This is a genomic window from Streptomyces sp. NBRC 110611 (genome assembly GCF_001590865.1).
Classification (GTDB): Bacteria; Actinomycetota; Actinomycetes; order Streptomycetales; family Streptomycetaceae; genus Streptomyces.
In genome coordinates, this window is sequence record NZ_BBUY01000003.1 from 537,258 (window position 1) to 546,742 (window position 9,485).

The window sequence follows — 9,485 nt, forward strand, 5'->3', positions numbered from 1 at the left end:
CCGCTACTCCTCTCATTACTCCTCGAAGTAGGTCGCCAGCAGGACCACGTCCTCTTCCGACGAGGGATCGTCCAGCCCCTGCGGCAGCATCGCGCGCACGATGTGATCCACCACCGCTTCCGGATCACGGCGGCTCGACCTGGGGATGCTCGCGGCGGCTGTGTGCAACCGGGCGAAGGCGCGGTCCATGGGCTCGCCCGTCCGGTGGAGCAGCCCGTCGCTGTAGAGCAGCAGGGTCTCGCCGCCGGCCGGTTCGATCTCCACACTCGGTGCTTCCCAGCAGGCCAGCATGCCCAGCGGCGCGGACAGCGAGGTCTCGACGAACTCGGTCCGTAGATCGCCGAGGATCAGCGGCGGGCAGTGGCCGGCCCCGGCCAGCACCAGCTTGCGGGACGTGAGGGCACCTCCCGGCACGCCGCCCAGCGCGCCCTCCGGCACACCACTCAGCGCACCTTCCGATACGCCACCCAGCGCACCCTCCGGCGTACCGTCCGACGCGCCGGGCGGCGGCTCGGTGAAGGCGAACAGCGCGGTGGCACTACGGGCCGGCTCGGTCAGCCGGAGCAGCAGCTCCAGGTCCGAGAGGACCGCGACCGGATCCTCGCCCTCCATGACCGCGTACGCGCGCAGCGAAGCCCGTAGCCGCCCCATGGCGGCCACCGCGCTCGGCCCGGATCCGGTGACCGACCCGACGGCCAGGCCCAGCGCCCCGTCGGGCAGCGGCAGCGCGTCGTACCAGTCGCCGCCGCCGCGCGGGCCGGTGCTGTGCCGGACCGCGAGACGGACGCCGGGGACGCGCGGCAGCCGGTGGGGGAGCAGCTCCTCGCGCAGGGTGGCGGCGGCCTGTCGGCTGCGGTGGAGTTCGAGAAGGCGGGCGAGGTGCTCGGCGGCGTGTGCGCGGTAGAGGCCGATGAGGTGACGCTGGCGCTTGGTGGGTGCGGCTGGTTCGTCGTAGAGCCAGACCGCGGCGCCGGTGCGGCCGATGGGGTCGGCGGTGAGCGGGACGGCGTAGCTGGCGGCGTATCCGAGGCGGGCGGCGACCTCGCGGAGGCGCGGGTCGAGGTCCTTCTCACCCGGGATGTCGGGCTCGCTGATCTCGCGGACGTCGCAGGCGTCGCAAGTGGCGCCGGTGTCGCACGTGGCGGGGGTGCCGTCGCCGGTGGTGCCGGGCTCGGGGAGGCCGTCCAGTATCCGCGCGTACGACAGGGCGCGGCGCGGGACGGTCTCGATGTGTCCGATCTCCGCGTGGCCGAGGCCGAGACCGACGGTGGTCTCCGGCCCGAGTCCGTCCGCGGGCGCCAGGACGACCAGGCCGCGGCGCGCGCCGACCAGGGCGGCGCCGGCCCGCAGCAACTCGTGGAGGGCCTCCTCCAACGTGCGGGTACGGGCGAGTTGTTCGGTCAGGTCGTGCAGGGTGCTGAGGTCGGAGATCCAGCCGGCCAGCCGGTCCTGGACCGCGGCGAGTTGGTCGAGGGCGGAGACGTCGGGAGAGAGGCCCGACACGGGGCCGGGGGCGCCGCCGCGACCGCCGTTGGGGGCGTCCGAGGAGCCGCCGCCCGGGCCGTCGACCGAGCCGTCCGGCGAGCCGTCGGAGGTGCCGGAGCAGCCGGATGACGAGTCGGAAGCGGAGCCGGATGAGGGGCCGGACGAGGAGTCGGCAGTGTGCTCTGCGTGCTCTGCGTGGTCCGCAGGGGCGTTCTCCGGGTGCGGGTCTTCCGGATGCGGGCCGACAGTATGCGTGGGAGCGGGGAGAGCTGGTTCGATTCCAGCCACTTTTGGTACGTGTGGGGCGGTCATGGCTGACGACCATCGTCACGCAGGGCGTTACACCAGGTCAGGCCGCTATTTGGTAGGGAGCGCGGCATTTTGTTGAGTGATGTTGTGCGGAATTTTTGGCCGCGCGATTTCCTCAATAGCATCGCAAACCCCCATGTCATGCTGCTCCGCTATCAATGCCTCCACATGTACACGCACCAACGAGGCGATGTCCAGCATTGTCCCCACGGGGTTTGTGGTGTCAGCGAGGTCTGTAGATTGGCCTGAAAACAGCCCACTGGGCGTCAATTTGAGGTCGACTGGCGCCGATCAACAGCGCGTCATCACCACAGTGGCGGGTACGTACTCGGAAAGGTGCGGGTCAGTTGGGGCCGCACCGGAACTCTCCGGCGGGCACCGGCGTCTCACACGACGACGGCCGTGACGCACCCGAGTGGCGGGGACTGCACAAACGGCAGCACAAGCGCCCAGCGCGCGCCACCCCCCGCCATGTTCCACGCTCGGCGTATGGCGTGATGCGCTGCCTCGTACGCGTGGTGACCACAGATCCACGCGGCGTGATCGATGTGCGATTGGCCTGACCCGGATCGCATGGCCGAGCCGCGAGAGACGCCACACGACGGCATCGAGCGGCACGGGCGAAGCGCGAGCGAACCGGCGAGCGGTGCCATGCAGTGCTGCGGTGCCCGGTAGCGCTACGCGGCGCCGGGCAGCTCGAAAGTGCTACGCCGTGCCACGCAGTGCCCGGTGGCGCGACAGAGCCGGCAAAGCCCAGCAGATCAGTAGTGCAGCAGTCCGGTAGTCCCCGGTAGTGCAGTGCCCAATAGTGCGTAGCAGTGCCCAGTAGTGCGATGGACGAAGCCCTCGGCGTTAACGGAAAGGAACGAGCGCTCATGCGCGAGATCCTCGGAAGGCGACGCAAGCCCCTGTTCCGGCGCGGCGGACGGTCGGCGCTGCTCGGCGCGGCGCTCCACTGCGCCACCGAGTGGCAGTGGCCGGTGCTTCCCGGGGTGGGACTCAGGTCGGCCGGCCGGGCGCCGGCCAGTGCCCGGCTCGGCCTCGGAGGGCGGCCCACCCGTGAGTGCAACTGCCCCGACCCCGAGTGCGTGGTACCCGGGGCGCACCCCTTCGACCCGGGGCTGCTGGCCGCCACCACCGATGCCCGGATGGTGCGTTGGTGGTGGACCAACCGGCCGGACGCCCCGATCGTCCTGGCCACCGGCGGCCGGGCGCCCTGCGCGGTGAGCCTGCCCGCCGTTGCCGGCGCCCGTGCCCTGGCGGCGCTGGACCACTTCGGCGTCCGTGTCGGCCCCGTCGTGGCCACCCCGACCCGCTGGTCGCTGCTCGTATCGCCGTACGGCCTCCCGGAGTTGGGCGAGCTGCTGTACTCCCAGAACTGGGTGCCCAGCTCGCTGCGGTTCCACGGGGAGGGCGGCCATGTGGTGCTCCCGCCGTCCCAGACCGGCGCCGGGCGGGTGCGCTGGGAGCGTCCGCCGACGTCCCCCAAGCCCTCACCTGCTCCCCGGCGCTCGGCTTCGTTCGAGCGGGGGGACCGCCATGCGCAGGGGGGATCCCCGCCCGCGGCCGCGCCCTGGCTGCCGGAGGTGGCCACGATCGTCGATGCCCTGGTCCTGGCGAGCACCAGCGCCCCCGACGGCGGCAGCCGCCTCGCCTACTGACCGGCTCGGACCGGCGAGGCGCGGGCGGTTCACCCGTCCGGGTGTGACCGGCCCGGATCACTACGGGAAATGGGTGTCCGTGCAGCCGGGTTCCCCCTCGTTGGCCGATAGGTTCGGTGTAACCGGCCGTCAGGTTCGGCGCACTGTCAAGCCGTCGTCGGCGGCATCTCGATCGCAGGTGGGGTCCATGCAACGCGCGCAGAAATTCCGCATGATCGGGCTCGCCGGCGTGGCGGCGCTCGCCATCGCCGTACCGCTTGGCGCCGCGATGGCCGGCCCGGCGGACACTGCCACGCCGAGCGCCCCCGTGCCGAGGGCCCGTATGCCGCACACCTCTACGCCGGGTACGTCCGGAGCGACGTCCACGGCTGAAAATAATCGTTCGGCGAAAAGGGGCGCCAAGGGTGAAATGGGTGGCAAGGCGGACAATAAGTCCGCCGGTGCCGCCCGGGCGGAAGGGGGGCTCACCGGCCCGCTCGACGAGCTCGGCCTCCCGCTGCTCTCCGGCCGTACGTCTCGCTGCGGCCCGGAACTCAACTCCACCCGGGGCATCAAGGTCCAGACCTGCGTGCTCGCCGAGCGTGGCCGCACCTGGGCACGTACGTACTACCGGAACATCACGGGCAGTCCGCTGCACGCCGTACTGACGCTGCTGCGGCCGGACGGCAGGACCGTCCAGGTGAACTGCAAGATCCCGCGGACCGGCCGGCCGGGCATGTGCGAGACCCCGATCGCGCGGACGGTGCGGAAGGCCCGGGTGGCGTACGACGCGGTGGCGGAGATCTCCGATGTGGCAGGGGAGCAGTTGCTGCTGCGCTCCGGCAGCAACTCGAAGAAGAGCGCCAGAGGTTCACTCCTCTGATGCCCCGCGGCGGCGTTCGGACTTCGGGCGCCAGCTTCGGACGTCGGCGTTCGGATGTCGGCGTTCAGGCTTCGGCGTTCGGACTTCAGAGTTCGGCGTTCCGGCGGCCGCCCCATGACAACTTTCCGGCGGTATGGCAACTCTCCGGCAACGCCGTAACGCCCTTTTGGTGACGCGAAAGGCCGTCAGTCCGGGGGCGCGGTGTCGGCACGCGCGTGACACGTCCCGGGCGGAGCGTGCAGGTGGGCGGCCCGGACAGAAGGTCCGATCGGAATACTTGCTTCCAGACATGGAAGCGCCCGGTCGCTGGCGACGGGGGATGCACCAGCGACCGGGCTTTTAGAACCGTAACAAGAGATCGGCGGTTAGCAAATTCGATCGTGGATTTCCGGACGCCTATTTACCGGCAGGTACGGGGAGTTGTGACCGGCGTCACGCGGCTGCCTGCGAGGCGTACGGACCACCGCGTCACGCAGCCGCCTATGAGGCGTACGGACCATCGGTTGCACCGGCCGGTACCACCACCCGGCACGCTCACCCCGTAGGGAACGAACGCCCGGCACGGCCACCCGTAAGGAACACCCTGCACAGCCACCCGGTACGGAACGCCCCTGCAGGGCCACCCGGTGCGGAGCTCCCGGCCGAGGGCGGGCTCAGCCGCCCTCGGCCGTTACTGTTCAGCTCAAGGTGATCTGACGGTTGGTGAGCCCGCCGCGCGCCCGGCGCTCGTCGGCGGTCAGCGGGATATCCGTCGTCAGCGCCTCGGCCAGGCGCTCGGCGAACGCCGTGGCCGGCTTGGCGACATCGTCGGCGCCCATCGACGAGGGCAGGTCCCAGACCGGAACGACCAGCCCGTGCGCGCGGAACGAGCCCACCAGGCGGGTGCCTTCACCGAGGGAGGACGCGCCGGCGGCGTGCAGCCGGGCCAGCGCGTCCAGCAGCTGCTCCTCCGGGTGCGCGGTGACCCAGCGCAGATGGTTCTTCTCCGGCGCCTCGCACCAGTACGCGCCCTCCAGGCCGGGAATCCGGGCGGTCGGAATGGCCGCCGCGTTCGCCCGCTCCAACGACGCGGCGACCTCGCCCGTCGCGTTCTCGGCGTTCTCCACCCAGAACTCGAAACCGGTGTGGACGGTCGGCTCAAAAGGCGCGGTCAGATCGAGCAGATCCTGGAGCCGCGGGCCGTCGGCACTGGGCCGCCCGGCCGCGACCGGACTCCCCGGGTCCGCGACCAGTGCGCGCTGGAGGGTGTCCGCGAGATCGCGGCTGATGTCGCCGGAGGCGGTGTCGTTCTGCAGGCCGAGCAGGACCGCGCCGTTGTCGCGGCGCAGCGCGGGCCAGGCCATCGGCAGGACGGTCGCGAGCGTGACGGAGGGCACGCCCTCGGGCAGCCCTCCCTTCAGCGTCAATTCGGCGGTGGCGGCGGGCACCAGTTCCCGCAGCGCCACCCAGTCACACTCTCCGGGCAGGCCTTCGAAGGGGCGCTGCACCAGCTCGGTGACGGCGTGGGCCGCCTGCCGCCCGTGACATGCCTTGTACCGGCGGCCGGAACCGCACGGGCAGGGCTCACGAGCGCCGACGACCGGCACTTCGCCATCCTTGATCTGGGGCGCTGCGGCGCGGGGCTGGGGGCGGCGCTTCTTTGCCATGGCGGCGGTGTCTCCCGGTCGATCCTGAGCTACGGACGCATTGCCTGATGCTCTTCATGCTCTTCTTGTCATGCGCTTCGGCGCGAGCCTAGAGGATCGCGCACCAGGCCGCGTCCGCCTGTGGATAACCCCGTGTCCCACCCCGATCCCGCCCCATCGGATCCCTGCACACCTCGCCTCATATGCTCCGCACCGTCGCCGCCGTGACGGCGTGTCGGCCCTTAGGGGATGGTCGAACAGATCCCCTAAGGGATGCCGGCGCCCCTTGCGGGCCACAACGCAGTTGGGGGGCGAGGTATTCCCGATTGCCGGGCGGGCGGCGGCAGCGGCGGCATGCAGCCGGTTACCGGGGCGCCACGCAGCCGGTTGCCAGGGTGCCGCGCAGCCGGTTGCCGCGCGGCGCCGCGCAGTGGAACGTGCGCCGTCGAGCTGAAGGATGCCTGAAGGTCCGAGGGATGCATGGAGGGCTGAGGGATGCCTGGAGGGCTGAGGGGTTCCCCGGCGGGTGGGAGTCCCTGAGGGGTTCCGGACAGGGCAGGGTCCCCCAGGCGGCTCGTTGAAGTGCGCTAGGGAAGCTCGTCGAAGTCCACGAGGGCCGGGCCCGGGCCCAGTGGCCGGCCGCCACTGCCCGTTCCTGGGCGCCGCGTGAGCGACGGCGGCAGCTCGGGGGGCGTCAGGTCCACGCGCGTAGCAAAGGCGCCTTGAAGGGAGAGGACAGCCCAGACTGTCACCTCGCCGGCGGCGGTGTCGCGTACGCCCCAGTCCTTGGCGAGCGACCGGATGATCGCCAGGCCACGACCGCCGTGTGCCGTGACCGAGGGAGTGGCCGGAATGGGCCGGGTCGGGCCACCGCCATCGGTGACCGCGACGGTCAGCCGGCCTTGGGCGTCGATACGCCAGGACGCCCGGACGGACGCCGACGGAACGCCGCGTGAGGCGGCCGTGGTGCGGCTGTCCTGCGGCACGTCCGGGGAAGCGCCCCGGCCGCCCCTGGCCCCGGCTCTCTCGGAACCCGGGGAGCGCAGGGGGCCCGTGGTTCCTGCCGCGCCTGCGGACGCCGTAGATGTGGCGGACGTGGCGGACGTGGCAGAAGCTGCGGACGTCGCGGAAGCCGCGGAACTCAGAGGTCCCGCGGAGTGCGCGGGCCCCAGAGGTGCGCGAGATCCCAGAGGTCCTGGGCGTCCCGGAGAACGGGCCGGAGAACGGGAGGGCAAGGACCCCTGTAGCCCTTGCGGTCCTTGCAGCTCTTGCGGTCCCTGCAGTGTCTGTAGTTCCTGTGATTCCGGGGGGCTGCCGTCGCATATCGGTCGCGCATGGCGACACGAATTGCTCAACAGCTCCGAAAGGATAAGGACCGCGTCATCGACAACGCTGTCCTGAACGCCACTTGCCAGCAGCTCTTCCCGCATGCGCCGCCTGGCCATGCCCACGCCCGCTGGACCATGGGGTACGGCCATGATCGACGACGCCGGCACCTCTTGTGCCACCACCAACGCCACCCCCGAGACCTCCTTTGCCCCACGCCAGGGGATGGATGCCCCAATGGACTGGACCGGAAACCGGCCAGACGGCACGCAGTGACGCACTAGACACGATCGAACACGAGCCGAATGCGCCGGTGCACACCCTGTGATGAGCTCTAGCCAAGGCCGAGCTGCATTCGTACCTGCTTGGGGCGGTTTGTAATCACCGCGTCCACGCCCAACTCCTGGCACAGCTCGACATCGGCCGGTTCGTTGACCGTCCATACATGGACCTGGTGGCCCGCCTGATGGGCCTTGGCGACGTACTCGGGGTGCGAGCGGAGGATCCGGATGCCGGGGCCCGCGATGCCGACGCCGACCGGCAGCCGCCCGTCCCGGTACCGGGGGCGGAGGAACTGCATCAGGTAGACGCCGGGGATGCCCGGCGCGGCGGCCCGCACACGGTGCAGCGAGCGCGCCGAGAAGCTCATGACCCGGACCGGGGGCGTCCAGTCGGGGCTCATGGCTGGTTTTGTATACCCGAACCGGCCGAGCAGCTCGACCAGCCGCTCCTCCACCTGACCGGCCCAGCGCGTCGGGTGTTTCGTCTCGATGGCCAGCTCGACCCGGCGGTCCGCATCGGCGACCAGCTCCAACAGCCGCTCCAGCGTCAGTACGGACGTCCGCTCCGGGTCCTCGTATCGCAGGTCCGGGGCCTCGTTCGCGTACCGGAGGCCCGCGGTCCCGTTCGCGTACGGGGGCAGGTCCAGGCCCGGAGTCCCGTTCGCGTATCCGGGCTCCTTCCACGACCCGAAGTCGAGCGTGGCGAGGTCGGCGAGCTCCAGGGCGGAGACCGCGCCCCGGCCGTTGGAGGTGCGGTTCACCCGGCGGTCGTGGACGCACACCAGGTGGCCGTCCGCGGTCAGCCGCACATCGCACTCCAGGGCGTCCGCACCGTCCTCGATCGCCTTGCGGTAGGCGGCCAGGGTGTGCTCCGGGGCGTCCTCGGAGGCGCCTCGATGGGCTACGACGGACATCGTGTGACGACCCGGACGGCTGTCCTGGGCAGGGTGTGCAGTGCTCACCGCGTTATCGTGCCATCCGCTGTCGCCGGGCCGTCCGGTGCCCGCCCCGAGGACGGAACTCGGGATGCGCGGCATTTGTCCGACATAAAGGATGGGAGGGGCAGTCACAGTCTCGGCTTACGGCGCTCTGACGCGCGGTGGGAAAAGCTGGGAGGAAGACTCGCCCATATCGTGTGGATCCTGAATCCTGGTCTCCCCGGATTGCCGGGATCCTGGAGTGCCGAACCCCGGAGTACCAAGAAAAAAAGATCACCGAACCGCCGGCCCTACGAGGCTACGGGGCTCAGCAAGACCCGCAGGCCAGGCAGGATGCGCGGGCCCGGCAGGACCCGCAGCCCCCCGCCGGATCCGCAGCCCCCGCAGAACCCGCCGGACCCTGCAAGGTCCGCAGATCCCGTGAGCCCCCACAAGATCCCGTAAGCCTTGACGAGCCCTGAAAAGTACTGACCAGCCCCGACCGACCCTGACCAACCCCGGCCAAACAAACCCGGCCAACCCTGACAAGACCTGATGAGTCCCGTCCCCATAGATCCGGCAAAGCCCCGGGTCTCCGGGTCCGACGGTTCCGGGCCTGGACCGTGCAAAACCTGGGCAGAGTCCCCACCGGTCCGACGTGGCACGCCGACAACCGTGGACGCGAACATGAAGCAAGCTGAGGAGAGAGCCGTGAGCACCGAGAACGAGGGAGCCGCCGTCCCGTCGGAGGCCAAGCCGCCGACCGGGCCGCAGCCGGACAGCGTCCCCGCGTCCGCCCCTGCGCCGGCGCCCGCCTCCACCTCCGGCGCCCAGTCCTCCGAGGCCCAGCCTCCCGGCGCGCAGCCGCCCGCCTCCCAGCCGCCCGCCTCCCAGCCACCCGCCTCCCAGCCACCCGCCGCCCAGACTTCCGACGCCCGGACTTCCGACGCCCGGACTTCCGACGCCCGGACTTCCGACGCCCGGACTTCCGACGCCCGGACTTCTGACGCGCGGACTCC

Annotated in this window: 7 protein-coding genes and 2 pseudogenes; 3 read left to right on the plus strand and 6 right to left on the minus strand. The window is 71.1% G+C overall.

Annotated features, from left to right (window positions below; all coding sequences use genetic code 11):
* Window positions 1-15 precede the first annotated feature (15 nt).
* Both AZE13_RS10590 and AZE13_RS39000 read right to left on the minus strand, forming a co-directional pair.
* The gene (locus AZE13_RS10590; RefSeq protein ID WP_066929365.1) at window positions 16-1,797 is read right to left on the minus strand and encodes a PP2C family protein-serine/threonine phosphatase; all 1,782 of its coding nucleotides are present in this window, start codon (window positions 1,795-1,797) and stop codon (window positions 16-18) included.
* Window positions 1,798-1,842: 45 nt separating this feature from the next.
* Window positions 1,843-1,995: a hypothetical protein gene (locus AZE13_RS39000; RefSeq protein ID WP_181690305.1), complete on the minus strand. Its 153-nt coding sequence runs from the start codon at window positions 1,993-1,995 to the stop codon at window positions 1,843-1,845.
* A 674-nt stretch (window positions 1,996-2,669) separates the two neighbouring features.
* On the opposite strand from AZE13_RS39000, the gene AZE13_RS10595 reads away from it, so the two are divergent.
* Complete coding sequence (locus AZE13_RS10595) at window positions 2,670-3,455, plus strand: bifunctional DNA primase/polymerase (RefSeq protein ID WP_066929367.1); 786 nt, start codon at window positions 2,670-2,672, stop codon at window positions 3,453-3,455.
* 187 nt (window positions 3,456-3,642) lie between these two features.
* Complete coding sequence (locus AZE13_RS10600) at window positions 3,643-4,317, plus strand: hypothetical protein (protein ID WP_066929369.1); 675 nt, start codon at window positions 3,643-3,645, stop codon at window positions 4,315-4,317.
* A 677-nt stretch (window positions 4,318-4,994) separates the two neighbouring features.
* Here AZE13_RS10600 and AZE13_RS10605 read toward each other — a convergent pair.
* The 4 genes and pseudogenes from AZE13_RS10605 to AZE13_RS10615 form a co-directional block, all read right to left on the minus strand.
* Entirely contained in the window at window positions 4,995-5,963 is a 969-nt protein-coding gene (locus tag AZE13_RS10605) for a DUF5926 family protein (RefSeq protein WP_066929371.1), read from the minus strand.
* A 566-nt stretch (window positions 5,964-6,529) separates the two neighbouring features.
* Window positions 6,530-6,928, minus strand: coding sequence for an ATP-binding protein (locus tag AZE13_RS10610; RefSeq protein WP_066929373.1), 399 nt, complete (start codon window positions 6,926-6,928; stop codon window positions 6,530-6,532).
* 330 nt (window positions 6,929-7,258) lie between these two features.
* Window positions 7,259-7,549: pseudogene (locus tag AZE13_RS37950) on the minus strand (ATP-binding protein); the annotation flags it as partial.
* A 53-nt stretch (window positions 7,550-7,602) separates the two neighbouring features.
* Entirely contained in the window at window positions 7,603-8,463 is an 861-nt protein-coding gene (locus tag AZE13_RS10615; protein ID WP_309302181.1) for a glycerophosphodiester phosphodiesterase, read from the minus strand.
* 714 nt (window positions 8,464-9,177) lie between these two features.
* On the opposite strand from AZE13_RS10615, the pseudogene AZE13_RS37955 reads away from it, so the two are divergent.
* A pseudogene (locus AZE13_RS37955) lies at window positions 9,178-9,485 on the plus strand (hypothetical protein); the annotation flags it as partial.

Excerpts from the sequence above, each read along its gene's own strand:
- AZE13_RS10590 (WP_066929365.1), bottom strand. The coding sequence starts at position 1,797 with ATGACCGCCCCACACGTACCAAAAGTGGCTGGAATCGAACCAGCTCTC.
- AZE13_RS39000 (WP_181690305.1), bottom strand. The coding sequence starts at position 1,995 with ATGCTGGACATCGCCTCGTTGGTGCGTGTACATGTGGAGGCATTGATA.
- AZE13_RS10595 (WP_066929367.1), top strand. The coding sequence starts at position 2,670 with ATGCGCGAGATCCTCGGAAGGCGACGCAAGCCCCTGTTCCGGCGCGGC.
- AZE13_RS10600 (WP_066929369.1), top strand. The coding sequence starts at position 3,643 with ATGCAACGCGCGCAGAAATTCCGCATGATCGGGCTCGCCGGCGTGGCG.
- AZE13_RS10605 (WP_066929371.1), bottom strand. The coding sequence starts at position 5,963 with ATGGCAAAGAAGCGCCGCCCCCAGCCCCGCGCCGCAGCGCCCCAGATC.
- AZE13_RS10615 (WP_309302181.1), bottom strand. The coding sequence starts at position 8,463 with ATGTCCGTCGTAGCCCATCGAGGCGCCTCCGAGGACGCCCCGGAGCAC.